This is a genomic window from Variovorax sp. MSC1_012 (genome assembly GCF_023667525.1).
In the GTDB taxonomy this organism is placed as follows: Bacteria; Pseudomonadota; Gammaproteobacteria; order Burkholderiales; family Burkholderiaceae_C; genus Variovorax; species Variovorax beijingensis_B.
Genome location: NZ_CM174443.1, coordinates 1,584,793 through 1,610,837, shown reverse-complemented (window position 1 = coordinate 1,610,837; position 26,045 = coordinate 1,584,793). Strand labels below are relative to the sequence as shown.

At 68.5% G+C, this 26,045-nt stretch carries 26 protein-coding genes; 11 read left to right on the top strand and 15 right to left on the bottom strand.

Features of this window, described 5'->3' with window-relative positions:
• Positions 1-3: 3 nt before the first annotated feature.
• Positions 4-225 (bottom strand): hypothetical protein, encoded by a 222-nt coding sequence (locus L1081_RS07595; protein WP_062366875.1) that lies wholly within the window; start codon positions 223-225, stop codon positions 4-6.
• A 340-nt stretch (positions 226-565) separates the two neighbouring features.
• Here L1081_RS07595 and L1081_RS07590 point away from each other — a divergent pair, with 340 nt between their 5' ends.
• Together L1081_RS07590 and L1081_RS07585 are read left to right on the top strand one after the other, a co-directional pair.
• Positions 566-796 (top strand): BON domain-containing protein, encoded by a 231-nt coding sequence (locus L1081_RS07590; RefSeq protein ID WP_489415880.1) that lies wholly within the window; start codon positions 566-568, stop codon positions 794-796.
• Positions 789-3,140, top strand: a complete 2,352-nt coding sequence (locus L1081_RS07585; RefSeq protein WP_489415879.1) for a phosphoketolase — start codon at positions 789-791, stop codon at positions 3,138-3,140. Before L1081_RS07590 ends, L1081_RS07585 begins: the two co-directional genes overlap by 8 nt.
• A gap of 4 nt (positions 3,141-3,144) precedes the next feature.
• Here the strand turns inward: L1081_RS07585 and L1081_RS07580 are convergent, their stop codons facing one another.
• A complete protein-coding gene (locus L1081_RS07580) occupies positions 3,145-4,137 on the bottom strand; it encodes an AraC family transcriptional regulator N-terminal domain-containing protein (protein ID WP_489415878.1) in 993 nt (330 codons plus the stop codon).
• 241 nt (positions 4,138-4,378) lie between these two features.
• Between L1081_RS07580 and L1081_RS07575 the strand changes: the two genes are divergently transcribed.
• Positions 4,379-5,428, top strand: coding sequence for an aldo/keto reductase (locus L1081_RS07575; RefSeq protein WP_489415877.1), 1,050 nt, complete (start codon positions 4,379-4,381; stop codon positions 5,426-5,428).
• Here L1081_RS07575 and bioD read toward each other — a convergent pair.
• The 3 genes from bioD to bioA are packed head-to-tail and all read right to left on the bottom strand — an operon-like array spanning position 5,411 to position 8,794.
• Positions 5,411-6,184 (bottom strand): dethiobiotin synthase, encoded by a 774-nt coding sequence (gene bioD, locus L1081_RS07570; protein ID WP_489415876.1) that lies wholly within the window; start codon positions 6,182-6,184, stop codon positions 5,411-5,413. The genes L1081_RS07575 and bioD overlap by 18 nt on opposite strands.
• Positions 6,181-7,413 (bottom strand): 8-amino-7-oxononanoate synthase, encoded by a 1,233-nt coding sequence (gene bioF / locus L1081_RS07565; RefSeq protein WP_489415875.1) that lies wholly within the window; start codon positions 7,411-7,413, stop codon positions 6,181-6,183. Before bioF ends, bioD begins: the two co-directional genes overlap by 4 nt.
• On the bottom strand, positions 7,397-8,794 hold the full coding sequence (bioA, locus tag L1081_RS07560) for an adenosylmethionine--8-amino-7-oxononanoate transaminase (protein WP_489415874.1): 1,398 nt from the start codon (positions 8,792-8,794) through the stop codon (positions 7,397-7,399). The genes bioF and bioA overlap by 17 nt, the downstream gene beginning before the upstream one ends.
• Positions 8,795-9,220: 426 nt before the next feature.
• On the opposite strand from bioA, the gene L1081_RS07555 reads away from it, so the two are divergent.
• The gene (locus L1081_RS07555; RefSeq protein WP_489415873.1) at positions 9,221-9,415 is read left to right on the top strand and encodes a hypothetical protein; all 195 of its coding nucleotides are present in this window, start codon (positions 9,221-9,223) and stop codon (positions 9,413-9,415) included.
• A 42-nt stretch (positions 9,416-9,457) separates the two neighbouring features.
• Entirely contained in the window at positions 9,458-10,171 is a 714-nt protein-coding gene (locus tag L1081_RS07550) for a UdgX family uracil-DNA binding protein (protein WP_489415872.1), read from the top strand.
• Here L1081_RS07550 and L1081_RS07545 read toward each other — a convergent pair.
• Positions 10,135-10,743: an alpha-ketoglutarate-dependent dioxygenase AlkB gene (locus tag L1081_RS07545; protein WP_489415871.1), complete on the bottom strand. Its 609-nt coding sequence runs from the start codon at positions 10,741-10,743 to the stop codon at positions 10,135-10,137. The two genes, L1081_RS07550 and L1081_RS07545, sit on opposite strands and share 37 nt — an antisense overlap.
• Complete coding sequence (locus tag L1081_RS07540; protein ID WP_489415870.1) at positions 10,712-13,069, bottom strand: helicase C-terminal domain-containing protein; 2,358 nt, start codon at positions 13,067-13,069, stop codon at positions 10,712-10,714. Before L1081_RS07540 ends, L1081_RS07545 begins: the two co-directional genes overlap by 32 nt.
• 128 nt (positions 13,070-13,197) lie before the next feature.
• Between L1081_RS07540 and L1081_RS07535 the strand changes: the two genes are divergently transcribed.
• The 5 genes from L1081_RS07535 to L1081_RS07515 are packed head-to-tail and all read left to right on the top strand — an operon-like array spanning position 13,198 to position 19,755.
• Positions 13,198-16,692: a response regulator gene (locus tag L1081_RS07535; RefSeq protein WP_489415869.1), complete on the top strand. Its 3,495-nt coding sequence runs from the start codon at positions 13,198-13,200 to the stop codon at positions 16,690-16,692.
• Positions 16,689-17,543, top strand: coding sequence for a CheR family methyltransferase (locus L1081_RS07530; RefSeq protein WP_489415868.1), 855 nt, complete (start codon positions 16,689-16,691; stop codon positions 17,541-17,543). The genes L1081_RS07535 and L1081_RS07530 overlap by 4 nt, the downstream gene beginning before the upstream one ends.
• Entirely contained in the window at positions 17,540-18,145 is a 606-nt protein-coding gene (locus L1081_RS07525) for a chemotaxis protein CheB (protein WP_489415867.1), read from the top strand. The genes L1081_RS07530 and L1081_RS07525 overlap by 4 nt, the downstream gene beginning before the upstream one ends.
• Complete coding sequence (locus L1081_RS07520; protein ID WP_489415866.1) at positions 18,135-19,355, top strand: ATP-binding protein; 1,221 nt, start codon at positions 18,135-18,137, stop codon at positions 19,353-19,355. Before L1081_RS07525 ends, L1081_RS07520 begins: the two co-directional genes overlap by 11 nt.
• Positions 19,356-19,401: 46 nt before the next feature.
• Positions 19,402-19,755: a response regulator gene (locus L1081_RS07515; RefSeq protein WP_489415865.1), complete on the top strand. Its 354-nt coding sequence runs from the start codon at positions 19,402-19,404 to the stop codon at positions 19,753-19,755.
• 17 nt (positions 19,756-19,772) lie between these two features.
• Here L1081_RS07515 and L1081_RS07510 read toward each other — a convergent pair whose 3' ends face one another.
• Both L1081_RS07510 and L1081_RS07505 read right to left on the bottom strand, forming a co-directional pair.
• Positions 19,773-20,129 carry a hypothetical protein gene (locus L1081_RS07510; protein ID WP_489415864.1) on the bottom strand — a complete coding sequence of 119 codons (357 nt, stop codon included), beginning with the start codon at positions 20,127-20,129 and terminating at the stop codon, positions 19,773-19,775.
• A 125-nt stretch (positions 20,130-20,254) separates the two neighbouring features.
• A complete protein-coding gene (locus L1081_RS07505; RefSeq protein WP_489415863.1) occupies positions 20,255-21,202 on the bottom strand; it encodes an adenylate/guanylate cyclase domain-containing protein in 948 nt (315 codons plus the stop codon).
• 272 nt (positions 21,203-21,474) lie between these two features.
• Between L1081_RS07505 and L1081_RS07500 the strand changes: the two genes are divergently transcribed.
• Positions 21,475-21,711 (top strand): hypothetical protein, encoded by a 237-nt coding sequence (locus L1081_RS07500; protein ID WP_489415862.1) that lies wholly within the window; start codon positions 21,475-21,477, stop codon positions 21,709-21,711.
• Between the two features lie 22 nt (positions 21,712-21,733).
• Here the strand turns inward: L1081_RS07500 and L1081_RS07495 are convergent, their stop codons facing one another.
• The 6 genes from L1081_RS07495 to L1081_RS07470 are packed head-to-tail and all read right to left on the bottom strand — an operon-like array spanning position 21,734 to position 25,926.
• Entirely contained in the window at positions 21,734-22,717 is a 984-nt protein-coding gene (locus L1081_RS07495; RefSeq protein WP_489415861.1) for an LD-carboxypeptidase, read from the bottom strand.
• Positions 22,714-23,823, bottom strand: a complete 1,110-nt coding sequence (gene tadA, locus L1081_RS07490) for a tRNA adenosine(34) deaminase TadA (RefSeq protein WP_489415860.1) — start codon at positions 23,821-23,823, stop codon at positions 22,714-22,716. The genes L1081_RS07495 and tadA overlap by 4 nt, the downstream gene beginning before the upstream one ends.
• Positions 23,813-24,028, bottom strand: a complete 216-nt coding sequence (locus tag L1081_RS07485; RefSeq protein WP_489415859.1) for a hypothetical protein — start codon at positions 24,026-24,028, stop codon at positions 23,813-23,815. Before L1081_RS07485 ends, tadA begins: the two co-directional genes overlap by 11 nt.
• Before the next feature lies 1 nt (position 24,029).
• Positions 24,030-24,674, bottom strand: a complete 645-nt coding sequence (locus tag L1081_RS07480; RefSeq protein WP_489415858.1) for an FMN-binding negative transcriptional regulator — start codon at positions 24,672-24,674, stop codon at positions 24,030-24,032.
• 50 nt (positions 24,675-24,724) lie between these two features.
• Complete coding sequence (locus tag L1081_RS07475; RefSeq protein ID WP_489415857.1) at positions 24,725-25,423, bottom strand: ankyrin repeat domain-containing protein; 699 nt, start codon at positions 25,421-25,423, stop codon at positions 24,725-24,727.
• Entirely contained in the window at positions 25,423-25,926 is a 504-nt protein-coding gene (locus tag L1081_RS07470; protein ID WP_489415856.1) for a heme-binding protein, read from the bottom strand. The genes L1081_RS07475 and L1081_RS07470 overlap by 1 nt, the downstream gene beginning before the upstream one ends.
• Between the last annotated feature and the right edge of the window lie 119 nt (positions 25,927-26,045).

The window sequence follows — 26,045 nt, the reverse complement described above, 5'->3', positions numbered from 1 at the left end:
TGGTTATCCGTCCAGCGGCACGCCGCCGCCGAAACGGCTGGTCCACTGGTCCAGCAGTTCCTGCTGGACGGCCTTGGCCGACTGCTGCCAGGCGGCCAGCATTCCCCACTGGACCTGCTGCGCCCGCAGCACGCTCGCACCGCAGGCCGCCTGCCAGTCGAGCAGGGAGCGAAAGTAGGCATCGGTCCATGCCGATGCGGGTGTTGCGGGAACGTTGCTGTCCATGCTGTTCTCCTGGGTTGTCCGGAATTGGAATCGTGTGGGGCGGGCCGGGTCAGGCGCCGTGATGCAGCCGCGTCGAGTACATCCTATCGAGCGGGCGCGGTCCGCGCAAAAGCCAGTGCGGGCCGCATGCGACGTGCATGGCACGGGCGTAAAAGATGTGAAAGAACGCGACCCTGCGAGCCCTCGTCCTTCGCGGAAAAAAGACCCGCGGGCAACATCGGAATTGCGGCACGACGGCAAGGTGCGAAGCGTGTGCGCCGATAGTGTTGTCGACGAGGGAGGCATCGTGAATCAGCCGGACAGCGCAGCCAGAAGCCCCCTCTTCCTCGAAAGGTTTGAAATGAACCCCGATATTCAACTCAGGCACGAGGTCTTCGCCCAGCTCAACTGGGACCCGGCGGTGTGCAGCTGCGACGTCGACGTGCGCGTGGCCGACGGCGTGGTCACCTTGCATGGGCAGCTGGCCAGCGAGGACCTGAAGAGCGCTGTCGAACGCGCCGTGCGCCGCGCCGAAGGCGTCACGCTGATCATGAACCGGCTGACCATCGCGGAATGCGCGAGCAATGGCTGAACACGACGACTTCGCGCTGCTGGACGCTTGGTGGCGCGCGGCCAACTACCTGTCCGTGGGCCAGATCTACCTGATGGACAACCCGCTGCTGCGCGAGAAGCTGAGCCTTTCGCATATCAAGCCGCGGCTGCTGGGCCACTGGGGCACGACGCCGGGCCTGAATTTCGTCTATGCGCACATGAACCGCGCCATCGCGGCCCGCGAGCTCGACGCCATCTTCATCGCGGGTCCAGGCCACGGCGGGCCGGGCGTGGTCGCCAACACCTATCTCGAGGGCACCTACAGCGAGGTCTACCCCGCCATCGGCCGCAACGCCGATGGCATGAAGCGGCTCTTCACGCAGTTCTCGTTCCCGGGCGGCATTCCGAGCCACGTGGCACCGGAAACGCCCGGCTCGATCCATGAAGGCGGCGAGCTCGGCTATTCGCTGCTGCACGCCTATGGCGCGGTGTTCGACAACCCCGGCCTGCTCGCCTGCTGCGTGATCGGCGACGGCGAGGCCGAAACCGGCGCGCTCGCGGCGAGCTGGCATTCCAACAAGTTCCTGAACCCCGAAACCGATGGTGCCGTGCTGCCGATCCTGCACCTGAACGGCTACAAGATCGCCGGCCCCACGGTGCTCGCACGCATCCCGGACGAAGAGCTGGCGCAGCTGCTGCGGGGCTATGGGCACGAGCCGTACTTCGTTGCCGGCCACGAGCCCGCGCAGATGCACCAGTTGATGGCGGCCGCGCTCGACAAGGCGCTCGACGGGATCCACGCCATCCAGGCCAGCGCCCGCCAGAACGGGTTCCGCGAGCGGCCGCGCTGGCCGATGATCGTGCTGCGTTCGCCCAAGGGCTGGACCGGCCCGCGGCAGGTGGACGGCGTGCCGGTTGAGGGCACCTTCCGCGCGCACCAGGTGCCGCTCACCGGCTTTTCCGCCAAGCCCGAGCATGTGGGCCTGCTCGAGGACTGGATGCGCAGCTACCGGCCCGAGGAGCTGTTCGACGAAGGCGGCGCGCTGCGCCCCGAGATCGCGGCGCTCGCGCCCAAGGGAACGAGGCGCATGAGCGCCAATCCGCATGCCAACGGCGGCCTGCTGCTCCGCGACCTGGCCATGCCGCCCTTCCGTGAGCACGCGGTGGAAGTTGCGGCGCCCGGCGCGGTGGATGCGGAGGCCACGCGCGTTGCGGGCCGGTTCCTGCGCGACGTGATGCGCCGCAACGACGCGGCGCGCAACTTCCGCGTCATGGGGCCGGACGAAACCGCGTCGAACCGCCTGGATGCCCTGTTCGACGTCACCGCGCGGACTTCCACCGCCGAAATCCTCGCCGGCGACGAACACGTGGCGCCCGACGGCCGCGTGATGGAGGTGCTCAGCGAGCACCTCTGCCAGGGCTGGCTCGAAGGCTACCTGCTCACCGGGCGCCATGGCTTCTTCTCGTGCTACGAGGCCTTCATCCACATCGTCGATTCGATGTTCAACCAGCATGCCAAGTGGCTCAAGGTGGCGCGCGGCATTGGCTGGCGGCGTCCGATCGCCTCGCTCAACTACCTGCTCACCAGCCATGTCTGGCGGCAGGACCACAACGGCTTCAGCCACCAGGACCCGGGCTTTCTCGACCACGTGGTGAACAAGAAGGCCGAGGTGGTGCGCGTGTACCTGCCGCCCGATGCCAACACGCTGCTGTCGGTGGTCGACCATTGCCTGCGCAGCCGCAACTACGTGAACGTGATCGTCGCGGGCAAGCAGCCGGGGCCGCAGTGGCTGGACATCGAATCGGCGGTGCGCCACTGCACCGTGGGCCTGGGCATCTGGACCTGGGCCAGCAACGACGAAAATGCCTCGCCGGACGTGGTGATGGCCTGCGCCGGCGACGTGCCCACGCTCGAGACGCTGGCTGCCGCCGACTTGCTGCGCAGGATGCTGCCGGAGCTGAAAGTGCGCGTGGTGAACGTGGTCGACCTGATGGCGCTGCAGTCGCCCGATGCGCATCCGCATGGGCTGCCGGATGCGGACTTCGACGCCGTCTTCACCACCGACAGGCCCGTGGTCTTTGCATTCCACGGCTATCCCTCGCTGATCCACCGGCTCAGCTACAAGCGGACCAACCACGACAACTTCCATGTGCACGGCTATTGCGAGGAAGGCACCACCACCACGCCATTCGACATGACCGTGCTCAACCGGCTCGACCGCTTCCACCTGGCCGCCGACGCCATTGCGCGCGTGGAGCGCTTTCGCAACAGCGCGGGCCATGTGCAGCAGCATCTGCGCGACAAGCTGCTGGAGCACCGCGCCTACGTCACCGTGCACGGCAAGGACATGCCGGAGATCGAGGACTGGCGCTGGGCGGGCTGACCTTTCAGGCGGCCTGCATCGACCCCGCATCGAGCGCGTCGTTCTCGGCTTCGCTGAGCCAGCGGCGCTTGTCGCGCAGCGGCGGCGCGCCGAACATGCGGCTGTACTCGCGCGCGAACTGCGACGGGCTCTCGTAGCCCACGCTGTGCGCCGCGCTCGACACGTCCGCGCCGGCCATCAGCATCTGGCGGCGCGCCTCCTGCAGGCGCAGCTGCTTCTGGTACTGCAGCGGGCTCATGGCCGTCACGGCCTTGAAGTGATGGTGGAACGACGACACGCTCATGTGCACCGCGCGCGCCATGTCCTCGATCCGCAGCGATTGCGAATAGTTGATGCGCAGCGCGCTGATGGCCTTGGCGATGCGCTGGGTGTGGCTGTCCTGCAGCGCGATCTGCCGCAGCCGCGCGCCCTCCCCGTTCACCAGCAGGCGGTACATGATCTCGCGCTTGATGAGCGGCGCCATGATCGGCACGTCCTCGGGCGACTCGACCAGCCGCAGCAGCCGCAGCACCGGCTCCAGCACCGGCATGCCGATGCGGTTGACGTACATGCCGCGCGAGGCGGGCGCATTGGCCTTCGCGGGCAGCTTCTCATCGCCGATGAGCTTGCCGATCTCGTCGATGGCCAGCTCCAGCCGCAGGCCCAGGTAGGGCTCGTTGTCGCTCGTCAGGCGCACCTGGCCGCACACCGGCAGGTCGACAGAGGTCACCAGGTAGTGCATGGGGTCGTACACATAGATGTCGTCGCCCACGATGATCCGCTTGGAGCCCTGCGCGATCAGCCCGAGCGCCGGCGTCGCGAAGGCATGCTTGGGGCCGTCGGGCTTGCTGATGCAGTGGACCTGCAGGCCGTCGACCGGCGTTTCCACGGTGCCGTCCTGGCCGCGCGTAATGCGGTTGATCAGCGCCACCAGCTCCTTCCTGGCTTCGTCGAGTTCGGGCTCCAGCGGCATCGGCTGGGCAATGGCGGCAGCGATTTGAAGTGTTGGGTCGGGCATGTTCGGGGCCTTGTCACGGGTGGGGGCCGCAGAGGCGGCCGGCGTGGAGGATCGGGTGGTTCAAAGCTTAGCGCCGCGCCAACGAATCCGCACGGCCCGTGCAGGAGGTCTGGAGAAATAGGCAAGGACTTTGCAGGAACGCACTCGCCATGCCCGGCGCCGCGGCCAGATACTTTTATGGACGGCGGGGCCTTCCGGCCCTCTTCCCCTCTTCCCGCGCCACCCACCCAGGACATCTCTCATGCAATACCGCAAATTCGGCCGCACCGGCCTGTTCGTTTCCGAGCTCTGCCTCGGCACCATGACCTTCGGCGGTGCCAGCGGCATCTGGGGCCAGATCGGCAACCTCCAGCAGTCCGAGGCGGAAGGCCTGGTGGGCCGCGCGCTCGACGCCGGCATCAACTTCATCGACACCGCCGACGTGTATTCCGAAGGGTTGTCGGAAACCATCACGGGCCAGGCGCTGAAGAACCTCAAGGTGCCGCGCGAGAACGTGGTGGTCGCCACCAAGGTGTTCGGCGAGACCGGCAAGACCGCCAATGCAGCCGGCGCCTCGCGCTACCACATCATGGACGGCGTGAAGGCGAGCCTCAAGCGCCTGCAGCTGGACCACATCGACCTCTACCAGATCCACGGCTTCGACCCGGTCACACCCATCGAGGAAACCGTGCGCGCGCTGGACAACCTGGTGCAGCAGGGCCACGTGCGCTACGTGGGCGTTTCCAACTGGGCGGCCTGGCAGATCATGAAGGCGCTGGGCATCGCCGAGCGCCAGGGCCTCGCGCGCTTCGAATCACTGCAGGCCTACTACACCATCGCGGGCCGCGACCTGGAGCGCGAACTGGCGCCGATGCTGCAGAGCGAAAAGCTCGGCCTGATGGTCTGGAGCCCGCTGGCGGGCGGCCTCCTGAGCGGCAAGTACGGCCGTGGGACGGAAGCCGAAAAGGGCAGCCGCCGCACGAGTTTCGACTTTCCGCCTGTGAACGTCGAGCGCGCCTACGACTGCATCGACGTGATGCGCGAGCTGGCAGAAGCGCGCAAGGTGTCGGTGGCGCAGATCGCGCTTGCGTGGCTGCTGCACCAGCCGGTGGTGACCAGCGTGATCGTCGGCGCAAAGCGCGTCGCGCAACTCGACGACAACATTGCCGCCACCGCGATCCGGCTCTCCGCCGATGAGCTGGCCGCGCTCGGCAAGGTGAGCGCCCTGCCCTCCGAGTACCCGGGCTGGATGCTGGAGCGCCAGGGCGGCGCGCGGGCGAAGCGGTTGGCTGAATCAGGCGAGCGAGGCTGAGCAGCTTAACTCGGCCGGCGCCGCCGACCGGTGCACCGCGTAGGCCGCGGTGGCGCGCAATGCGCGCAGGTCGAGGTGCCGCGCGGCGCTGGCCGCCGAGGGTTCGGCCAGGTGCGGCACCACGCCGAGCAGGGGCGCGCCGAGCCGGCCGCGCAGCGTCTGGAGATTGGCCTCGGGTGCCAGCATCTCCGGCTCGACGACGCTCGCGATCCACCCCGCCAGCATGAGCCCGCGCGCGCGGATCGCTTCCGCCGTGAGCAGCGCGTGGTTCAGGCAGCCCAGGCGCAGCCCGACCACCAGGATCACCGGCAGTCCCAGCGCCACGGCCAGGTCGGCGCTGTCGAGGTCGTCGCCGAATGGCACGCAGAACCCGCCCACGCCTTCGACGACCACCGCGTCGGCGCACTGCGACAACGCCGCGAAAGCCGACAGCAACGGCGGCAGCGCGATGCGCACACCCTCTTCCCTAGCCGCCAGGTGCGGCGACATCGGCGCGCGCAGCAGGTACGGGCAGCGCAGGGCCAGCGGCGCATCGACATTGCCAGCCGCGCGCAGCTGCTCGACGTCACCGTTGCGCCAGGCGCCATCGACAAGTTCCAGCCCCGCGGCCACCGGCTTCATGCCGACCGCACGCAAGCCCGAGGCGGCCAGCAGGCTCAGCATCGCACTGCTGGCCAGCGTCTTGCCGACGCCCGTGTCGGTGCCCGTGACGAACCAGCGGCGGTGTGTCATTGGTGCATGCGGCACGGCGCTCATGCCGCCTTCTTCCACGGCTGCGCCAGTGCTTCACCCAAGGCATCGAGCAGCCGCGCCACGTCGTCCTCCGAGTGGCTGGCCGACAGCGTGATCCGCAGCCGCGCGGTGCCGGCGGGCACGGTCGGCGGGCGGATCGCGCCGACGCGCAAACCGCGGGCATCGAGCCGCGCCATCGTCTGCATCGCGCGTGCGTTGTCGCCGACGATCAGCGGCTGGATGGCGGTGGGCGAATCCGGCAGCCAGGCGCTGCCATCCGGCGGCAGGATCGCCTCGAGGCCGCGGCGCAGCTGGGCGATGCGCGCCTTCAGCCAGGCGCGGCGCATGTGGCCTTCCTCGCCTTCGATCAGCGTGAGGCTGGCCAGCAGCGCGTGCGCGATGGCCGGCGGCGCGGCGGTCGTGAAGATGTACGGCCGCGCCCGCTGCACGAGGTAGTCGATGACGGTGCGGTGCGCCGCCACGAATGCGCCCGACACTCCCGCCGCCTTGCCGAGCGTGCCGATGAGCACCAGCCGCTCCGAACGCAGTCCCATGGCCTGCAGCACGCCCCGGCCCGTGGCGCCCAGCACGCCGAAGCCGTGCGCGTCGTCCAGCACCAGCCAGGCGTCGTGGCGCTCGGCCAGCGCGAGCAGTTCGGCCACGGGAGCGATGTTGCCGTCCATGCTGAAGACCGCATCGCTCACGATCAGCTTGACCGGCGCATCGCAGGCGCCGAGCTGCGCATCGAGCGCGGCCACGTCGCAGTGCGGGTAGCGTTCGACCCGCGCCTTGGCCAGCCGGGCCCCGTCGATCAGCGAGGCATGGTTGAGCGACTCCGAAAAGATCACCGCCTCCGCGCCGCCGAGTGCCGACAGCACTGCGAGGTTGGCCATGTAGCCGGTGCAGAAAAAGAGGCTCTGCGCCTCCGGGATGAACGGCGCCATCCAGCCGGCCAGCCGTTCCTCGAGTTCGGCATGCGCGCGCGAGTGGCCGAGGATCAGGTGCGACCCACCGCTGCCCGTGCCGTAGCGCGCCGCGCCTTCGGCCAGTGCGGCGGCCAGTGCCGGATGCGCGGCAAGGCCGAGGTAGTCGTTGCTGCTGAAGCCGAGCATGGTGCGCTGAGCGCTCGCGCCGGCCAGCGTCAGCGATTGCTCGGGTGCGCAGGCGGTTTCGGCGATCTGCCGGCGGCGCCGCAGCGACTGCGCGTCGAGCGCGGCGATCTCGTCCTGCAGGCGTTCAAGCAAGCGCGGCATCGCGGCCTCCTTCATCTGCGTGGCCGGGAACGGCCACCGCTTCCAATGTGGCCAGGGTGCCGTCGACCAGCCGGTCGATGTCGTCGTCGCCGATCGCATAGGGCGGCATGAGGTAGACGGTCGCGCCGATCGGGCGCATCAGCAGTCCGTTTGCCCGCGCGGCAAGGTGAAAGCGCTCCGCGAACCGCGCGCCGGGCTCGCGCACGTCGAAGGCCGTGATCATTCCGCGCTGGCGCAGGTGATCGACGGGCATGCCGCGCAGCCCTTCGCGCAAGCGGCCGATCAACCGTTCGGCGCGGGCGCGGTTGCGGCGCAGCGCGTCCTCGCGCTCGAACAGGTCGAGCGTTGCCAGCGCCGCGCGGCAGGCCAGCGCGTTTCCGGTATAGGAATGGGAGTGCAGGAAGCTGCGCGCCACGTCGTCGTCGACGAAGCCCTGGTAGATCGCATCGCGCGTCATCACCAGCGCCAGCGGCAGGTAGCCGCCGCTGATGCCTTTGGAAAGGCAGAGGAAATCGGGCCAGATGCCGGCCTGCTCGCACGCGAAGAAGCTGCCGGTGCGCCCGCAGCCCACGGCAATCTCGTCGGCGATGAGGTGCACGCCGTAGCGGTCGCACAGTGCGCGCACGAGGCGCAGGTATTCGGGGTCGTGCATGGCCATGCCGGTGGCGCATTGCACCAGCGGCTCGACGATCACCGCGGCAATCGATGCATGCCGTTCGGCCAGCAGCGCTTCGAGTCCGGCTGCGGCGCGCCGCGCCACGGCGGCGGCGTCCTCGCCCGGCCCTGCGGCCCGGGCGTCGGGCGATGCCACGAGGTGCGCGTTCGCGAGCAGCGGCGCATAGGCGTCGCGGAACACCGGCACGTCGGTCACATGCAGCGCACCCAGCGTTTCGCCGTGGTAGCCCTGCCGCAGCGCGACAAAGTTCTGCTTGCCGGCACGGCCCGCATTGCGCCACGCATGAAAGCTCATCTTCAACGCAATCTCCACGGCCGAGGCGCCGTCCGAGGCATAGAAGCAATGGCCCAGCGCATGGCCGGTCAACGCGGCGAGCCGCTCGGCCAGTTCGACGGCCGGCGCGTGCGTGCAGCCCGCGAGCATCACGTGCGAGAGCATGTCGAGCTGGTCCTTGAGCGCGGCGTTGATGGCCGGGTGCGCATGGCCGAAGAGGTTGACCCACCACGAACTCGTCGCGTCGAGGTAGCGGCGTCCGTCGTGGTCGAACAGCCAGACGCCCTCGCCCCGCGCGATCGGCAGCGGCGGCACCGCTTCGAGCCGGATGCTCTGCGTGCACGGATGCCAGACGTGGCGCCGGCTGCGCTGCTGCCAGCCGGCGTTTTTCGATGCCGCGGGCATCGAGGAAGAAGCAATCGTTGGCGGCATCCGCGCATTCCTTTGGGGCAAGGCGCGGGATCGTATCGGCGCCGACAAGTCGCGGCAAACTGCCGTTGCAGGCATCGGAATCCCCGTACTTGAACGACGTTCGCCGGGGTAGAACGTGCGTTCGGATCAACCGCGCGCAACTGGACGATATCGTGTGCCGACGTGGTCCGCGAGGCGGATGCAAGTTGTCTTGGAGGCGATAAAGATTGCTGCCGAATATCGGGTTCTTACCCCGAACCAGGCAGGGATTCTCCTGATCGGACAGCCTGATGGCGGATATCGACTATCGGCAAATTCCACGTTCCACCTCCCGCACGCATGAGGCTTGGACGACGCCCGCGGTGGGCCAATTCCCACACCGGCGGGCATGCAGCGCGCGGACAAATAAAAGTCCATCCATTCCTCATTCATTCGAAGGAGCAGCCCATGTCCAAGACGAACCCCAACACGCCCGACGAGCGTGGTTCGTTGCCTCCCCAGCACAACAAGGCCGGCCACCAGAGCCCGACGCCACGCAACGAGCCGCGCCGCACCGTCGAGAGCCGCCACGATCGCGAAGGCCACGTAGGCGGCAGCAACCAGAGCCAATCCCGCCGCGGCGCCAGCGGTTCCACGCATTGATGCCGGCCGCCTGAGCGCCACCGGCCCGCCCGAGTCGGCAACATGTCCCATCGCAACGAGGCCACGGCCGCGCTGAAGGCGCTCAGCGTGGCGACCGACGCTTGCCGCGAATGTCCGCTGGGAGCGCATGCCACCCAGTCGGTGTTCGGCGAAGGCCCGGTCGGCGCGGCGCTGATGGTGGTGGGCGAGCAGCCCGGCGACAAGGAAGACCTGGTCGGCCGTCCCTTCGTGGGCCCGGCCGGCAAGCTGTTCGACCGCGCGGTGGCCGAGCTCGGCTGGTCGCGCGAGAAGCTCTACGTAACCAATGCGGTGAAGCATTTCAAGTACGAGCTGCGCGGCAAGCGCCGCATGCACAAGACCCCGGGCCAGCGCGAGGCAGAGGCCTGCCACCACTGGCTCGAAAGCGAGATGGAACTCGTGCAACCGCGCGCCTATATCGCGCTCGGCGGCACGGCCGCGCGCTCACTGCTCGGCCGCCCGGTCGCGGTGATGAAGGAACGCGGCCAGTGGGCCGAGGATGCCGCAACAGGCCGCCGCGTGCTGGTCACGCTGCACCCTTCCGCCCTGCTGCGCGGCGATCCGCTGCAGCGCGAAGCGGCGTGGGAAGCATGGCTCAAGGACCTGTCGATGGCTTCGGAGCTGATGAAGAAAGCCGGGGCCGGGCGCCCGGCCGACAAACAGCCTGCCGCGAAAAAGCCCGCGGCAAGGCCCGCCGCAAGTCATGCGCGGCGCCGCGTGCGCATGGTGATGGAATAGCGCAACGCCTCGGTCGGCGCAATGCTGTGCTGCCAGGCCCAGCGCGCTTCGCCGCGCAGCATGTAGATGGAGCGCGGCTCGATCAGCAACTGCAGGCTCGCAGGTGCGCTGGCGCTGGCCGGTGGATAGGGACGCAGCTGCATCACCGCGTCGCCCTGCAGCGAAACGCCCACGATGTCCTCGAAGTCCGGCACGTCGCGGTGCCAGCCGAGCGGCGTGCCGGGCCGGTATTCGGAGATCAGCACATGGGTGAAATCCTTGGGCGCCATGCCCATCCATGCGGCCACCCGCGCGCGCAGCGGGTGAAGCGCGGGCGGCATGGCAGCGCCGGGACGCAGCCGGTGCATGTCGAAGTCGTAGCTACCGCCAAAGCTGATGCCGCGGCGGCGCGCGGTGTATTCCTTGTAGCGCATCTCGCGCAGCTCGAAGCCCTGCACGAGGCGCAGCAGCTCGGCTTCCTCGGCACGCGTGAGGAATTCGCGCTCGTAGCGCAGGCCTTCGATGGCGGCCGCGGGCGCCTCGCCGAACAGGTCGGGCTCGTCAGCGAACTGAATGTGCCTGGCTGAGCGCATCGATGCTTTCTCCTTCGCTCGCGTGCACCGGCCCGCCCAGTCGCAGCTCCCACCAGGGCGGCAGCAACTGCCGGATCTCGGCGCGCGCAAAACGGTCGTCCAGCAGGTGCAGCACGCCGCTGTCCTGCTCGGTGCGGATGACGCGGCCGGCGGCCTGGACCACCTTTTGCAGGCCGGGATAGAGGTAGGTGTATTCGTAGCCCTTGCCGAAACGCGCCTGCATGCGCTCGCGCGTGATCTCGTTGAGCGCGTTGTGCTGCGGCAGGCCCAGGCTCGCCACGAAGGCGCCGATCAGCCGGCTGCCGGGCAGGTCGATGCCTTCGCCGAACGCACCGCCGAGCACGGCAAAGCCGATGCCCTGGCCGCCCTCCTCGAAGCGCGCGAGAAAGCCGTGGCGATCGGCCTCGGCCATGCCGCGCGTCTGGGCCCACACGGGCACGCCGGGGTGCCTGGCCAGGAAGGCCGCGCAGGCCTTTTCGAGGTAGTCGAAGCTGCTGAAGAACGCGAGGTAGTTGCCCGGCATGCGCTCGAACTGGTCGCCGATGATCCCGGCCACGCGAGCGAGCGAGCCCGCGCGGTCGCGAAAGCGGGTCGACACGTTCATCGCCACCTCCACGCGCAGCTGCTGACTGCGGAATGGCGAGGCCACGTCGAGCAGCATCGTTTCCGGCGGCAGCCCCAGCGCGTCGCGGTAGAACTCGAAGGGCGACAAGGTGCCGGAAAAACAGGTGACCGATATGGCGTCTGCGAAGCGCGGCTCGAGGAACGGCGCCGGCACCAGGTTGCGGATTGCGAGGCTGCGCTGCTGCTGGTCGTGCGCGGGGCCCAATGTGCGCTCGAAGATCGAATGGTCGTCGAAAGCCTCGGCCAGCCGGGCGAACTGCAGCGCATCGAAGAAGAAGCGCTGCAGCGGCCCTTGCGCCGCGTCGGGCGTGGCCGCGAAGTATTCGCCCATGGCCGTATTGGCGGCCTGCAGCGTGCGCGCGAAGCGCTCGGGAATCTCGTCGGCGGTGTCGTAGGGTTCGATCTGCGCCTGCTGCACCGTGTCCCATTCGCGGTACAGCCGGCCCAGCGCGCCGCGCACCGAGGCGGGCGCCACGCGGTGGGCCTCTTCCAGCGCGAGGCCATCGAGCCGCGCCGTGTACATGCCGCGCGCGCGCTCCAGCAGGTTGTGCGCCTCGTCGACCAGCACCGCCGCGCGCCATTCGGCGTCCTTCATGGTGGCGTAGAGAAAGGCGCTGCCGTCGAAGTAGTAGTTGTAGTCGCCCACGATCACATCGCACCAGTGCGCCATTTCCTGCGCGAGGAAATAGGGGCACACGGTGTGCGCCAGCGCAATTCTCCGCAGCGCCTGCCGGTCGAGCCTGGCGGCCTGCGCGGCCTCCTCGCGCGCGGCGGGCAGGCGGTCGTAGAAGCCCTTGGCGAGCGGGCAGGCATCGCCGTTGCAGGCCCGGTCGGGGTATTCGCAGACTTTTTCGCGCGCGGTGAGTTCGAGCACCCGCACCTGCGCGCAATCCTTGCCCAGCACGCCGAAGGCGTCGAGCGCCACGGCGCGGCCCGAGGTCTTGGCGGTGAGAAAGAAGATCTTGTCGATCTTGCGTGCGGCCCGCGCCTTCAGCAGCGGGAAGATGGTGGCCAGTGTCTTGCCGATGCCGGTGGGCGCCTGCGCCATCAAGCAGCGCGCGTTCACGGCGGCGCGGTAGACGGCCTCGGCCAAATCGCGCTGGCCGGGCCGGAACGAGCCATGCGGAAATTCAAGCCGGCCGAGCGCATGGCCCAGCGCCGCATGGTGCGCAGCCTCGCTCTGCGCCCAGGTGCTGTAGCGTTCGCACAGAAGCTCGAAGTGCGCCTGCAGCGCGGCCCGCGCGTGCTGCTCTTCCAGCACGGTTTCCTCGCCAGTGCCGAGATCCAGGTACACCAGGGCCACGGTGATCTGTTCGTAGCCGTGCATCTCGCAGAGCATCCAGCCGTAGCAACGGGCCTGCGCCCAGTGCAGCGCGCGGTGGTTGCCGCGGATGGCATCGAAGTCGCCGCGGAAGGTCTTGATCTCTTCGACACGGGGTTCGCGCGGGTCGTGCCCGTCGGCACGACCGCGCACCTGGAGCGCGCCGCAGCGGGAGACCAGCGGCACCTCGCTTTCATAGCCGTCGCCGCGCCGGCCCTGCACCAGCGCATGGCCGGCCATGCCTTCGAGCGCACTGGGTGCGGGCACGAAGCGCAGGTCGAGGTCGCCGGCCTTGGCACCGAAGGCGCACAGGGCCTTCACGGAGACGGTGCGAGCATCGGGCGCCTCTTCTGGCGGCTGGATGGAAAGATCCGTGGTCACGGCTTATGCTGTATAAAACAACAGTATAGCGACCGCGCCGCTGCAAAACGGTATCGGGGCCTTCTCCGACACCCAGCACTCCAGAATTCGGCAAAACTTCAAAAGTTTTGCTTACAAATCCTGTCCGAATGAAAACGCCGACCGCGATCGACCCCGACGACTTCGACCGCCTGCTGAGCCGCAACCTCAAGTGGCCGCTGCTTGGCGGCCTCGTCGGCGCCCTGGTGTTCGTCAGCCTGATCGTGTTCCTGCTGATCACCATCGGCCGGGTCGAGCACACCGACCGCGTGACGCGCAGTGCCAGCGACCTGCAGCGCCGCAGCATCGACATGGAAACGGGCCTGCGCGGTTTCCTGATCACCGGCGAGGAAAGCTTTCTCGAGCCCTACCAGAGCGCGCTGCCGAAGATCAGGAGCGACACCGCCGCGCTGCGCGAAATGGTGCTGGACAACCGTCAGCAGGCGGAGCGGGTCGAGCGCATCGCGACGCTCCAGGATGCCTGGAACGGATTCGCGCAGGAGCTGATCGCCCTGCGCCGCGCCGGCGGCAACTACCAGCAGGCGGTGCGGCAAGTCCGGGGCAACCAGCTGCGCGACGACATGCGCGCCGAGTTCGCGGCCTTCATGGACACCGAGGAGGGCCTGCGGTACCAGCGCAACGAAGAGGTCAACCGCACGGCCTGGCTGGTGGTGGCCGTGTTCCTGCTGTTCACCCTGGTGTTCACCGGCATGGTGGCCTACTTCGGCCGCCGGCAGCTCGTGCGGCTTTCGAACAGCTACGACGCGGTGCTGCGGGACCAGGCCGCGCACGCCGAGCGGCTGGCGCAGCAGGCCTGGCTGCGCAGCGCGCAGACCGAGCTGGTGGGCGAACTGGTGGGCGAACTGAATGCCAACGACCTGGGACGCAAGGTCCTGGCCTTCTTCTCGCGCTACCTGGGCAGCGCGGTCGGTGCGCTGTACGTGCGCGAGCGGCAAGGCACGCTGCGCCGCGCCGCGAGCTACGGCTTCTCGATGGAGGCCGAAGCCTCGCCGCAGGTGTTCTCGCCGACCCAGAGCCTGGTCGGCCAGGCGGCGGCTGAACGGCGCCGCATGCTGGTCGAGCCGATCCAGGCCGACTACCTGAAGGTCAATTCGGGCCTCGGCGAGATGGCGCCCGCGGCCGTGCTGCTGGTGCCCGTGTCGAGCGACGGCATGGTGAACGGCGTGGTCGAGCTCGGCCTGCCGGGCGTGCCCGATACGCGGACCAACGAACTGCTCGATCTGGTGGCCGAGGACATCGGCGACTCCCTCGCGGCGGCGCGCTACCGCGAGCAGTTGCAGGACGCATTGGCCGAAACGCAGCAGCTGAACGAGGAACTGCAGGTGCAGCAGGAAGAGCTGCGCACCGCCAATGAAGAGCTCGAGGAGCAGTCGCGTGCGCTGCGGGCTTCGCAGGCCATGCTGGAGAACCAGCAGGCCGAGCTGGAGCAGACCAACAGCCAGCTCTCCGAGCGCACCGAGGCGCTCGACCAGCGCAACGCGGCCCTGCGCCGCGTGCAGCGCGACCTGGAAGACCGCGCCGACGAACTGCAGCGCGCCAGCCGCTACAAGTCCGAGTTCCTGGCCAACATGTCGCACGAGCTGCGCACGCCGCTCAACAGCGCGCTGATCCTGGCCAAGCTGCTCGCCGACAACCCGCAGGGCAACCTGAGCCCGGAGCAGGTGAAGTTTGCTGAATCGATCTACGCGTCGGGCAACGACCTGCTGGTGCTGATCAACGACATCCTCGACATCTCCAAGGTCGAGGCGGGCAAGCTCGAAGTGGTGATCGAGGAGGTGGCGCCGGGCAAGCTCGCGCAGAGCCTGGAGAGCACCTTCGGGCCGCTGGCCGCCGAGAAGCAGCTGGCCTTCCGCCTGGAGATGCAGCCCGGCACGCCCGCCACGCTGGCCACCGACCGTCACCGCGTCGAGCAGATCCTGAAGAACCTGCTCTCCAATGCGATCAAGTTCACCAACAGCGGCGAGGTGGCACTCATCGTGTCGGCGGCTGCGAACGGCGGCGCGGTCTTCGCAGTGAGCGATTCGGGTATCGGCATTGCGCCCGAGCAGCAGGAGCTGATCTTCGAAGCCTTCCAGCAAGCCGACGGCACCACCAGCCGACGCTACGGCGGCACCGGCCTGGGACTTTCGATCTCGCGCGACCTCACGCGCCTGCTGGGCGGCACGCTCACGCTGCAAAGCCAGCCCGGACAGGGCAGCACCTTCACGCTGCAGCTGCCGGCCGCGGCGCCACAGGCCCCGCAACAAGCAGCTCGGCCCCCGGCTGCGGCGCCCGCCAGGTCCGCAGCGGCGCGCACGCCATTCCCTGCCGCGCACCCCACGCCCGCGGCACCTTCGCCGCCCGTTGCCGTGCCGCCGCCCTCCTTTGCCGACGACCGAACGCTGCCGCCCGACCAGGTGCGCCAGGTGCTCGTGATCGAGGACGAGCCGCAGTTCGCGCACATCCTCTACGACCTGGCGCACGAGCTCGGCTACCGCTGCCTGGTCGCCCATGGCGCGGCCGACGGATTCGAACTGGCGCACCAGTTCCTGCCCGATGCCATCCTGCTCGACATGCGCCTTCCGGACAGCACCGGGCTCGGCCTGCTGCAGCGCCTGAAGGATTCGCCGCAGACGCGCCACATCCCGATCCACGTGGTCTCGGCCGCCGACGACGCGCAGGCCGCCGCCCTGCACATGGGCGCCATCGGCTATGCGCAGAAGCCGGCCACGCGCGCCGAGCTGATGCAGGTGTTCGCCCGTCTCGAGGAAAAGCTCACGCAGAAGGTAAAGGCCGTGCTGCTGGTCGAGGACGATGCGCTGCAGCGCGAAAGCGTGATCCGGCTGATCGGCGACGAGGACATCGAGATCGCCGCCGTGGGCTCCGGCGAAGAGGCGCTCGAACTGCTGCGCAGGCGCGTCTTCGACTGCATGATCACCGACCTGCACCTGCCCGACATGCAGGGCAGCGAGCTGCTCAAGCGCATGGCGTCGGAAGAAATCGTCTCGTTCCCGCCGGTGATCGTCTACACCGGGCGCAACCTCACGCGCGGCGAGGAAGCCGAGCTGCAGCGCTATTCGCGCTCCATCATCATCAAGGGCGCACGCTCGCCGGAACGCCTGCTGGACGAGGTCACGCTGTTCCTGCACAAGGTCGAGGCCGAGCTGTCCAGCGAGCGCCAGGGCATGCTGAAGGCGGCGCGCGGGCGCGACCGCATCTTCGAGGGCCGCACCGTCCTTTTGGTGGACGACGACGTGCGCAACCTCTTCGCGCTCACGAGCGCGCTTGAGCAGCGCGGCGCTGCGGTCGAGATCGGCCGCAACGGCCGCGAGGCGCTCCAGAAGCTCGATCAGGCGCGCGAGATCGACCTGGTGCTGATGGATGTGATGATGCCGGAAATGGACGGACTGGAGGCCACGCGCCGGCTGCGCGCGGACCCGCGCTTCGAGAAGCTGCCCGTGATCGCCATCACCGCCAAGGCCATGAAGGACGACCGCGAGCAGTGCCTGGCCGCGGGCGCCAGCGACTACCTGGCCAAGCCTGTGGATTTGGAGCGCCTGTTCTCGCTTCTGCGCGTGTGGATGCCCAAAATGGAGCGGCTGTGAACCCAAATGCCGCATCGCTGCCCTTGCCATCCGCGTTGAGTAACACGGAGATCGAGCTGCGGCTGTTGATGGAAGCCATCTACCTGCGCTACAGCTACGACTTCCGCAACTACACCGTGGCTTCGCAGAAGCGCCGCGTGCTGCACGCGCTGGCACAGCTCGGGCTGCCGAGCATCTCGGCATTGCAGGAGAAGGTGCTGCGCGATCCGCTGCTGTTCGGCCGGCTGCTCGAATACCTGACGATCCCCGTGAGCGAGATGTTCCGCGACCCGGCCTACTTCCTGGCGCTGCGCCGGCACGTGGTGCCGATCCTGCACACCTATGCGTCCCTGAAGGTGTGGGTGGCGGGCTGCAGCACCGGCGAGGAGGTCTTTTCGCTGGCCATCCTGCTGCGCGAGGAAGGCCTGCTCTCCCGCACGCAGATCTATGCCACCGACATCAACCCCGCCTCGCTCGAAAAGGCGCGCCAGGGCATCTTTCCGATCGAATCGATCCGCGGCTACACGGCCAACTACCAGCGCGCCGGCGGGCGCAGCTCCTTCTCGGACTACTACACCGCGGCCTACGACGCCGCGCGCTTCGACCCGGCGCTGTGCGCCGACGTCATCTTTGCCGACCACAGCCTGGCCACCGACAGCGTCTTTGCCGAGACGCAACTCGTCTCGTGCCGCAACGTGCTCATCTATTTCAACCGCGAGCTGCAGGACCGCGCGCTCGGCCTGTTCCACGAATCGCTCTGCCACCGCGGCTTCCTGGGCCTGGGCGCGAAGGAGAGCATCGACTTCTCGAGCTACGCCGAGCGCTTCGACGCCCATTCGCAGCCAGAGCGCATCTACCGCAAGGCCACATGAAGCCGAATGCTCTCCACTCCCCGGGCAGGCGCATCGAAGCCGTGGTGGTCGGCGCGTCCGCGGGCGGCATCGAGGCGCTGCTGGCACTCCTGCACGGCATTCCGCCGCAGTGGCGGCTTCCGGTGGTGGTCGTCCTGCACCTGCCCGAAGGGCACCAGAGCCACCTGGCCGATATCTTTGCCGAGCGGCTGCACATGCCGGTGCACGAGGCCGCCGACAAGATGCCGGTCGAGCCCGGCAGCCTGTATTTCGCGCCGCCCGGCTATCACCTGTCGATCGAGCGCGATCGATGCTTTTCGCTCAGCTGCGAGCCGCCCGTGCACTTTTCGCGGCCGTCGATCGACGTGCTGATGGCTTCGGCCGCCGATGCCTACGGCCCCGCGCTCGCCGGGTTCCTGCTCACGGGCGCGAACGAAGACGGCGCCGAAGGCCTCTTGCGCATTCACATGGACGGCGGCATCACCGCCGTCCAGGACCCGGAGGAAGCCCAGATTCCCACCATGCCCCGGGCAGCCATTGCCCGCCATTCCCCCGATCACGTGCTTGCCCTGCGCGAGCTTCGCACTTTGCTGCTGCAACTGGAGTCCGCCCATGCCCATTGACGTCGAAAGCAAGCTGCTGATCGTCGATGACCTGCCCGAGAACCTTCTTGCGCTCGAAGCCCTGATCCGGGGGGCGGGGCGCGCGGTGTACCGCGCCTCCTCGGCCGAGGAGGCGCTCGCGATGCTGCTGGACCACGAGTTCGCGCTGGCCATCCTCGACGTGCAGATGCCCGGCATGAACGGCTTCGAACTGGCCGAGCTGATGCGCGGCACGGAGCGCACGCGGCACATCCCGATCATCTTCGTGACGGCGGCCGGCCGCGATTCGAACTACGCCTTCCAGGGCTACGAAAGCGGCGCGGTCGACTTCCTGTACAAGCCGCTCGATCCGCATGCCGTCACGAGCAAGGTCAACGTGTTCGTCGACCTGTACCGCCACCGCAAGGCGCTGCGGCACGAAATGAATGCGCTCGCGGTGGCCAACCAGAAGCAGGAAGAACTGGTCCAGCAGCTGCGCCACACGCAGCACGAACTCGAACGCGCGGTGCGCATGCGCGACGACTTCATGTCGATGGTCTCGCACGAGCTGCGCACGCCGCTCAACACCCTGTACCTCGAAACGCAACTGCGCCAGGTCCAGGTGTCCAGGGGCAAGCTGGAGTCCTTTGCCGCGGATCGCCTGCCCGCCATGATCGAGCGCGACCAGCGGCAGATCCGCAACATGGTGCGGCTGATCGACGACATGCTCGACGTCACGCGCATGCGAAGGGACGCGCTGTCGATCCAGCCCAAGCCGGTCGACCTGGCCGCGCTCGCGCGGGCCGTGGTGGAAGGCCTGAAGCAGCAAGCCGAGGCCGCGGGCTCTGTCATTGCATTGGAAGCGCCGGCCGAGCTGCGCGGCGTGTGGGACGAGTTCCGCATCGAGCAGGTGCTGACCAACCTGCTGACCAATGCGCTGCGCTACGGCGGCGGCAAGCCCGTGGAGATGATGCTGTACGAGCGGGACGGCACCGCGCACATCACCGTGCGCGACCAGGGCATCGGCATTGCGCCCGAAGACCAGGAGCGCATCTTCGAGCAGTTCGAACGCACCGACAGCAGCCGCAAGCACGCGCCCGGGCTGGGCCTCGGGCTCTACATCACGCGCAAGATCGTGGGCCTGCACGGCGGGCGCATCGAGGTGGAGAGCCGATCCGGCGAAGGCTCGCTGTTCCATGTCGAACTGCCGCTGCAGGCCGCCACCACGACTGCGGCGCAAGTGCGGGCGTAGGCGCCCTCCTACTGCACGGGAGGCGATTGGCCGGGATACTGCGTGGATGAATGTGCTGATCGTCGATGACAACGAAGCCGCGGCAGACCTGCTGCAGGAACTGCTGACGCTGCAGGACCATACCGCCCGCTGCACCTACACGGCGCAACAGGCCATGGATGCGGCGGCCGAGGAGCGCTTCGATGCGGCGCTCATCGACCTCACGCTGCCCGACTTTCCCGGCACCGAGGTGGCACGGCGGCTGCGTTCGGCTGCGGCGGACCGCGGCCCTCGGCTGCTCGTTGCCATTTCGGGTTTTTCGCAGGAAGAGGCGGCCGGCGCCGCAACCCTGTTCGACCACCACCTGCAAAAGCCCATCGACATGGGCGAACTCTCCGCTATCCTGTCCGCGCCGCGCTGAGCGCGGCACTTGGCCGTTCAGTCCCGGTCTTCGTATTCCCGGTCGTTGTCCCACTCGTCGCCGTTCGGCGGGCGATACGGGTAGCCCGGCCCGTAGTAGATCCGTCCGGGCTGCGGCGCATAGACGGGCGCCGGCCGGTAGTACACGGGCGGCGGCGGACGGTAGTAGACCGGCGGGGCCGGCGCATAGTAGATCGGCGCCGGATAGTAGGCGGGCGGCGGCGCGTAGTACGGCGCCGGATAGCCACCCGCGCCGATCTGCACCGACCAGCTTCCGCGCGCGCTGGCCGCGCCCGCGGCGAGCAGCGCACTGGCCGCAATTGCGCCAAGGGCCACCCATTTGAAGACAGAAGAACGCTTGTTTTTGACTTTCACTGCAGCTCCCTTGAGAAGGTGCTGACGGCCAGCACCCATGGTGGTTGCAACGCCCGAGGCTCCCTGCGAGTGCACCTGCCGCCTCGCCGGATCGTTGCCAAACGTCACTGCGCGGCCCATGCCGCTCAGCTCGTGATCTCGCGGCGCGAAAGCTGCACTTCGGCGCCGGCGGTATTGAACGCAATCGTCGGTGCGGTGAAATCGCTCAGCGGCGCGCCCAGGCCGATCTCGCCGCGTCCGTGCAGCACGCATTCCTCGCGCCTGAGCGCCACTTCCTGGCTCGGCCCGCCGTTGCCGTGAAACCGGACCCAGGTGCCGTAGGTGCTCAGGTCGGTCAGCACGCAACTGCCATGCCGCAGTTCGATGCGCGCATGCAGCCTGGAGACGCGCGGATCGTTGACCACGAACTGCGCGTCACTCACGCGCCCGAGGTGGATCGGCAGTTCTTCGGTGCGGAAGGTGGACCGCACATCGAGCCACGCCAGTTCGATCTGCCCCAGCGAAGAATCGGGCAGCCGCAGCGGCGTCAGCGCGGCCGGCAGCGTGAGGAACGAGGTCATTTCCTCCTGCCAGTCGATGCGGTGGACCGCCGACATCTCGCTGCGCCCGCGAATGGTGATGAGCCCCAGGTCGCGATGCCGCACAGCCGTCTCGCCCAGCTGCGCAATGGCCGCATCGGTGGCCCAGATCTGCCCCGGTCCCGCCAGGTCGCTCAGCCGCGACGCCAGGTTGACGGCATCGCCGAAGCAGTCGCCCTCGACCTCGACCACCTCGCCGCTTGCAACGCCGATCTGCAGCGCCATACGCAGCGGCACGGGCCAGGTCATGAGACGCTTCTGGTGATAGCGCTGCAGCTCGATCACTGCCTGCATGGCGGTGGCCGCGTTCGAAAAAATGGCGAACACGCCATCGCCGAGCGACTTCACGACCCTGCCGCCGTGTGCCTGGCAGACGCTGCCGATCCATTGGGTCAGCCGCGTCACCGTGTCGGTGGCGCGCGCATTTCCCATGGCTTCGAAAACCCTGGAGCTTCCGGTCAGGTCTGCGAATACGACTGTGGAATTGACGTCCATGCTGTGACAGCGGCCTACCTATATTACTTTTGTACTCAAATCCCTATGCCAGCTTTAAGTGCAACGTAAAGTGTGTTGTTTACAAACAAGAAACAGTGTTTCAGAACTTGTGAATCGGGCGTCCGAGGCTTAAGGTAGCGACCGTCCTGGCTCCCGGCAATACGCCTTTAGTCCACATGCTGCTTCTTCGTCGTTTTTTCCGCCTCCTCGGAATTCCCGGTATCGGGTCTCCCCGGGTGGGAGAGAACCAGCTGGGACGCATACGGGCCGCCATGCTGTCGGTGCTGCAGGCGCACGGCGGGCACTCGGTCCAGCGCGTGGCGCAGCGTGTGCGCTTTGCGTCCGACGTGGAAGCGCTCTGGTACCTGCGGCAGGACGTGATGGTTGCACTGAGCGCCATCGACGGCGAAGCCGCTGCCCGCCGCCAGATGAAAACCATCAACAGCATGTTCAAGGGCGGACTGCCCGGCTCGATGGGCCCGCGCGCCCATCAGCGCTTCACCCACTGAAGGATACCGCGGCGCTTCGCGTTCAATGCGCATGGTCATGGTCATGGTCATGGTCATGGTCATGGTCATGGTCGTGGCCGTGGTCGCCATGCCGGTGGCCCCACACCATGAAGACGTCGCGCCCCTCGGCCGCCAGCTCGACCTTCGCGCCCACGGGCAGCAGCACCTTGGTCGGCACGTGCCCGAAAGGCAGACCCGTGAGCACAGGCACCTTGAGCGTGGCGCGCAGCCGATCGACCACCGCATCGAACCCGAAGCCGCGGTCGTAGCCCGGCACCTTGCGCATGCCCGTGAACTGGCCGAAGACGATGGCGCGCTGCCTGGCCAGCACGCCGGCCATGCGCAGTTGGTCGAGCATGCGTTCGATGCGGTAGGGATGCTCGTTGGTGTCCTCGATGAAGAGCACGCCCTTCTCCACTGCGGGGAAATAGGGTGTTCCGAGCAGGCTCGCGAGCACGCACAGGTTGCCGCCCCACAGGGTGGCGTCGTGCACGGGCTTCACCTTGAGGCCCGCGTCGCGCACCGGCATGCGCCAGCCGGTGCCTTCACCCTGCCCGCTCACCAGGTCGTCGAAGCAGGCTTCCATGATGTCGTCCGCGCCGCCTTCGGCACCGAAGTCTTCGCCGACTGCGGGGCCGGCCCAGGTCACGGCGCCGGTCTTGGCAAGCAGTGCGCACTGCAACGCGGTGAAGTCGCTGAGGCCGACGAATTCGGTGCCGCGCCCGATGGCCTTGGCCACGGCCTTGTACGGAATGGCCTCGAGGATGCGCGTGAGTCCGTAGCCGCCGCGTGCGATCAGCGCAATGTCGGCGCCGCTCGCGGCAGCGCGGCTGATGGCAGCGAGGCGCGTGGCGTCGTCGCCCGCAAAGCGCTGGTGCACGGCCAGCGCGGCCTCGTCGATTTCGACCTCGTAGCCCAGCGCCTTGAGTCTTGCCACGCCACGCCGGAAGGCGGCCTTGTCGCGAATCGCGCTGGAGGGGGAATAGATGTAGATGTGTTTGCTCACGGCGTCGAGTATCCCATTGCGTTGCGCACCTCCTGGGCGAGCAGCGCTGCCTGCTGCGCGCTCGGGCCGGACGACGACGCCATGGGGCCGAGCGCGCGCAGCGCGGCCTGGTAGCCGCGGTCGGGGAACGGCGCGCGCCATGCACCGCCCACCGGCTCGCCGCCTTCGGGCGCGAGCAGCACGGCTGCAAACAGGCTGCCCTTTTCGGCATGCAGCCGCGTGGCCAGGCCGGTAGCCGCGGCGCTGTGGACCAGCACCATCGGCGGCGGCTGCAGGCGGTCGAGCCATTCGTTCAGGACCTGGCAGTGCCATTCGATGCGGTGCGTCGCTTCGCGCTTGGGCTTGTCGCTCTTGCCGAAGCCGATCAGGTCGGGCACCAGCGTGCGCAGCCCGGGCGCACCGACGAGGTGGCGAAAGAAGTAGCCCCATTCGCCCGGACCATGAAGGCAAAGGCAAGCCGCGGCGGAGCCATCCCGCGGCCCCTCGTCGAGGTAGTGCATGCGCCAGCCTTGCAGGCTGGGCAGGTCATGGATGTAGCGCGGCTCGAAGGCGTAGCCGGCGAGCGCATCGAAGCGCTCGGGCGGCGTGCGCAGCGCATCGTCGCGCAGGGGCTGGGCCTGCTCGCGCGCCGCATCGCGGCGCTGCTGGAAGAAGCCTTGCAGCAGCGCGCTGCACTCCGCGGCCAGCACGCCGCCCTGCACCTGCGTGCGGTGGTTGAGCCGGGGTTCGGCAAAGAGGTCGAGCACCGAGCCGGCCGCGCCGGTCTTGGGATCGGCCGCACCGAACACCACGCGCGCGAGCCGCGCATGCAGCATGGCGCCCGCGCACATCGCGCAGGGCTCGAGCGTGACGAACAGCTCGCAGCCGTCGAGCCGGTAGTTGCCGAGCGCGGCGGCGCCGGCGCGCAGTGCGTTGATCTCGGCGTGGGCGCTCGGGTCGTGCTGTGCGACCGGCGTGTTGCGCCCGGTGGCAACGAGCTGCCCGTTCCTGACCAGCACCGCGCCGACCGGCACCTCGCCCGCCTCGGCCGCCAGGCGCGCCTCGGCCAGCGCGAGCGCCATCCAGTGCGCATCGTCCGTGGGCTTGGAAGCGGGCTCAGTTGTCATCCGGCATCTTGCGCGCCTGCGCCGCGGCGTCGAGCGCTTCCTTGACCTGCTTTTGCACCTGCTGGACCTGCGTATGGGGATCGGCGGGCGCCTCGCCGGCCGCGGACGGCAGCGCAGGGGCAGCCACGCTCGCCATCTGCTTCTTCGCCACCACCCCGGCGATCACGAGCGCCAGCAGCAGGCCGACCAGTCCGAACATGCGCATCTCAGCTTCCCTCCGCCACCGGCGCTTCGGCCGTCATGCCGAGGCGCTCCATCCACACGGCCAGCGCCTTCTCGTCGGGCGTGCCGGCGCTGTAGACGGCATGCATGGCGGCGTGCGATTCGCGCCGGTGCTGGTTCAGCTTGACCTTGCATTGCAGCGCGCTCACGCGCAGCTCGAACCCGACGATGCCGGCCAGCATCTTGAGCTGGAACTCCTCGCCCAGGTCGCGCCATTGCTGTGCGTAGCCAGGCTCGTGCTCGCCGATGAGCTTCTTGAGCAGCGCGTCCTTGGCCGCGGGCTCCTCGATCAGCCGGGCCTGGACGGTGCAGTGCACCACCAGGTAGTTCCAGGTCGGCACGCGCGCGAGGTCCGGATAGACCGAGGGCGACAGGTAGGCATGCGGACCGAGAAAGGTGGCTACCGCCTGCGGCCGCGCCTGCAGGTAGCGCCAGTGCGGATTGGGCTTGGCGCAGTGGCCCAGCAGCACCAGCTGGCCGCCGTCCTGCTGCTCGGCCACCAGCGGCAGGTGGGAGACGTAGGGCAGGCCCTCGTCGTCGTTCGAGATCAGGCTGGCGAAGGGATGTGCACGCATCAGCTCCAGCGCGATGGCCGGGTCCTTGGCATTGAATTGCGGCGGCATGTACATGGGGCAATTTCCTCGTGGTGAGGCTCCGATTGTCCCCGAGCCGCCTTGACCTATCTTGCGCGCGGCGCTTCCAGCAGCTTCACCATGGCCGTGTAGCCGCGGGCCCGGGCCAGCTGCAGCGGCGTGTTGCCCTGCCGGTCGGCCAGCGCAAGGTTGGCGCCGGCATCGATCAACGCGGCCAGCGTGCGCTGGTGGCGCGGGCCGCCGTCGCCGAGCACGATCGATTCGGTCACCGCCGTCCAGTGCAGGTTGTTGACGTGATCGAGCGGTGCGCCGGCCGCGATCAGCTGCCGCACCACTTCGTCATGGCCCAGGTGCGCGGCGGCAATGAGCGCAGTGCCGTCGTAGCGGCTGGTCACCTGTCCGGCCTTCGCACCGAGCGACAGCAGCAGCGCGAGCGTCGCGGCATCGTCGGCCACCGAGGCGATGGTGACGGCGTCGTAGCGGTCGTCGTCGAGCAGGTCGAGGTTTGCGCCGGCCTTGGCAAGCAGCTTCACGGCCTCGCGCTGCCGTGCATGGGTGGCAACGTGCAAGGGCGTGCGGCCCCGCGCATCGCGTGCATCCAGATTGGCGCCGGAAGCGGCCAGGCTCTTGAGCTTCGGCAAGTCGCCGTGCCAGGCCGCCCGGTGCAGCCCTTCATAGGCCAGCAGCTCGGCGGCCTGCGGCGGCACCTGGGCCGACACACCGGCCGATGCGCCCAGCCCGAGCGCGACCGCCAGCAGCCCGGAGCAGATGCCGTGCTTCATCATCAGCCCAACTGGCCCTTGACCTTCTCGATGGCGGCGTTGGCGCACTGGTCGTCCAGGTGGCCGCCCGGCGCACCGCCGACGCCCACGGCGCCGATCACTTCGTTGCCCGACTTCACCGGCACGCCGCCGCCCAGCAGCAGGAAGCCCGGCAGGTACACCAGGTTGGCGGCGCCGGGGTTCTTCTGCGCGCCTTCCATCATGGCTTGCGTCGCGCCCTTGGCCGATGCCGAGGTCCATGCCTTGCGCTCGCTCGATGCCAGCGTGTGCGGGCCGGCGTTGTCGGCACGCTGCACGGCACGCACGGTGCCGGCGCGGTCGACCACGGTGGCGGCCACGTTGTAGCCGTTGGCGGCGCAGGCGGCCACGGCTTCGGCCGCGATCTGGTTGGCCAGCGCGAGCGAAATGTTCTTCTCGGTACGCACCGCGGGTGCAGGCGCCTGGGCCTGGACGGCCGATGCGGCAAGCAGGATGGCGAGAGCGCCGAAACGAAGGTTGGAACGCATTTTTGATTTCTCCAGTGGATGCGGGGTGACGGCGCCGGCTGTTTGCCGGCGGCTGCGCCACTGTAGAAAACACCGTCCGCCGAGGCCATTCGTACGGCTACGCCCGGGCTCCGTAGTTC

Excerpts from the sequence above, each read along its gene's own strand:
- L1081_RS07585 (WP_489415879.1), top strand. The coding sequence starts at position 789 with ATGGCTGAACACGACGACTTCGCGCTGCTGGACGCTTGGTGGCGCGCG.
- L1081_RS07500 (WP_489415862.1), top strand. The coding sequence starts at position 21,475 with ATGCTGTCGGTGCTGCAGGCGCACGGCGGGCACTCGGTCCAGCGCGTG.
- bioA (WP_489415874.1), bottom strand. The coding sequence starts at position 8,794 with ATGCCGCCAACGATTGCTTCTTCCTCGATGCCCGCGGCATCGAAAAAC.
- L1081_RS07595 (WP_062366875.1), bottom strand. The coding sequence starts at position 225 with ATGGACAGCAACGTTCCCGCAACACCCGCATCGGCATGGACCGATGCC.
- bioF (WP_489415875.1), bottom strand. The coding sequence starts at position 7,413 with ATGCCGCGCTTGCTTGAACGCCTGCAGGACGAGATCGCCGCGCTCGAC.
- L1081_RS07505 (WP_489415863.1), bottom strand. The coding sequence starts at position 21,202 with ATGGACGTCAATTCCACAGTCGTATTCGCAGACCTGACCGGAAGCTCC.
- L1081_RS07580 (WP_489415878.1), bottom strand. The coding sequence starts at position 4,137 with ATGCCCGACCCAACACTTCAAATCGCTGCCGCCATTGCCCAGCCGATG.
- L1081_RS07480 (WP_489415858.1), bottom strand. The coding sequence starts at position 24,674 with ATGTACATGCCGCCGCAATTCAATGCCAAGGACCCGGCCATCGCGCTG.
- L1081_RS07470 (WP_489415856.1), bottom strand. The coding sequence starts at position 25,926 with ATGCGTTCCAACCTTCGTTTCGGCGCTCTCGCCATCCTGCTTGCCGCA.
- L1081_RS07550 (WP_489415872.1), top strand. The coding sequence starts at position 9,458 with ATGTCCCATCGCAACGAGGCCACGGCCGCGCTGAAGGCGCTCAGCGTG.
- L1081_RS07515 (WP_489415865.1), top strand. The coding sequence starts at position 19,402 with ATGAATGTGCTGATCGTCGATGACAACGAAGCCGCGGCAGACCTGCTG.
- L1081_RS07485 (WP_489415859.1), bottom strand. The coding sequence starts at position 24,028 with ATGCGCATGTTCGGACTGGTCGGCCTGCTGCTGGCGCTCGTGATCGCC.
- L1081_RS07520 (WP_489415866.1), top strand. The coding sequence starts at position 18,135 with ATGCCCATTGACGTCGAAAGCAAGCTGCTGATCGTCGATGACCTGCCC.
- L1081_RS07535 (WP_489415869.1), top strand. The coding sequence starts at position 13,198 with ATGAAAACGCCGACCGCGATCGACCCCGACGACTTCGACCGCCTGCTG.
- L1081_RS07555 (WP_489415873.1), top strand. The coding sequence starts at position 9,221 with ATGTCCAAGACGAACCCCAACACGCCCGACGAGCGTGGTTCGTTGCCT.
- L1081_RS07545 (WP_489415871.1), bottom strand. The coding sequence starts at position 10,743 with ATGCGCTCAGCCAGGCACATTCAGTTCGCTGACGAGCCCGACCTGTTC.
- L1081_RS07575 (WP_489415877.1), top strand. The coding sequence starts at position 4,379 with ATGCAATACCGCAAATTCGGCCGCACCGGCCTGTTCGTTTCCGAGCTC.
- tadA (WP_489415860.1), bottom strand. The coding sequence starts at position 23,823 with ATGACAACTGAGCCCGCTTCCAAGCCCACGGACGATGCGCACTGGATG.
- L1081_RS07525 (WP_489415867.1), top strand. The coding sequence starts at position 17,540 with ATGAAGCCGAATGCTCTCCACTCCCCGGGCAGGCGCATCGAAGCCGTG.
- L1081_RS07590 (WP_489415880.1), top strand. The coding sequence starts at position 566 with ATGAACCCCGATATTCAACTCAGGCACGAGGTCTTCGCCCAGCTCAAC.
- bioD (WP_489415876.1), bottom strand. The coding sequence starts at position 6,184 with ATGAGCGCCGTGCCGCATGCACCAATGACACACCGCCGCTGGTTCGTC.
- L1081_RS07475 (WP_489415857.1), bottom strand. The coding sequence starts at position 25,423 with ATGATGAAGCACGGCATCTGCTCCGGGCTGCTGGCGGTCGCGCTCGGG.